This is a genomic window from Nocardioides ginsengisoli (genome assembly GCF_039537225.1).
GTDB lineage: Bacteria > Actinomycetota > Actinomycetes > Propionibacteriales > Nocardioidaceae > Nocardioides > Nocardioides ginsengisoli.
On record NZ_BAABAC010000002.1, the window covers coordinates 1 to 874 of the forward strand.

1 protein-coding gene is annotated in these 874 nt (G+C 68.5%); it reads right to left on the bottom strand.

Going from position 1 to position 874, the window contains the following annotated elements; translation table 11 throughout:
- Positions 1 to 73: 73 nt before the first annotated feature.
- The gene (locus tag AB4880_RS00095; RefSeq protein ID WP_367917152.1) at positions 74 to 709 is read right to left on the bottom strand and encodes a TetR/AcrR family transcriptional regulator; all 636 of its coding nucleotides are present in this window, start codon (positions 707 to 709) and stop codon (positions 74 to 76) included.
- Positions 710 to 874: the final 165 nt, after the last annotated feature.

An 874-nucleotide genomic window follows, 5' to 3' on the forward strand; every position in this document is an offset into this window, starting at 1 on the left:
CCGGAGGTCTTCGTCATCGTCCAGCAGGCGCGCCGTACCTAACGTCCGTGGTCAGTACAGCTAGGGCCGCGGCCTACAGGCCTTTGATCAGGTCCGCGACGGCGCCCAGGTCCTGCCCCGTCCGTACGACGAGCACCGCGCGCGGCTGGTCGGCGGCGGCGAACAGCTCGTGGACCTGCGCCATCGCCTCCTCGATCTCGACGTGCGGATCGGTCGACTCCTCGCGCAGCCAGCGCCGGAGCACCCGGTTGTGGGCGGCGACGACGGCGGCGGCCATCAGCTCGGCACGCCGCTCGGACTGCTCGCTGCCGTCACCCCAGCGGCTGAGGTACTGCCGGAACAGCCGCTGATAGCGCGCCCCGCTGATCAGCTCGCGCTCGCGCAGCGCGGGCACCTTCGAGGTCAGCCGGTAGCGGCTGCGTGCGCGCTCGCCCTCGCTGATGTAGTGGAAGAGCACGATCCGTACGGCGTCCGACACGGCGTTGATCGCGCTCTGCTCGGTGGAGGCGGCGAGCCGCTCCTCGACCGCGGTCAGCACGTCGTCGTGATCAGGGAAGATCACCGTCTCCTTCGACCCGAACAGCCGGAAGAAGGTGCTCCGGCTGATGCCGGCCGCGGCGGCGATGTCGTCGACGCTCGTGGCGTCGTACCCGCGCTCGGCGAAGAGCCGGAAGGCAGCGGCGACGATCGCGTCGGACGGTGAACTCACAGTGGTGATTCTCCCCTCCGGGTGACGCCGGTCTCAGGAACGGGACTTGTGAACTCAGTACCAGTCCATGATACTCAGTTTCATGACGGAGATCGAGGGCATCGACATCCACACCACGGCCGGGAAGCTGGCCGATCTGGAGCGTCGTACCGACGAGGCCGTGCA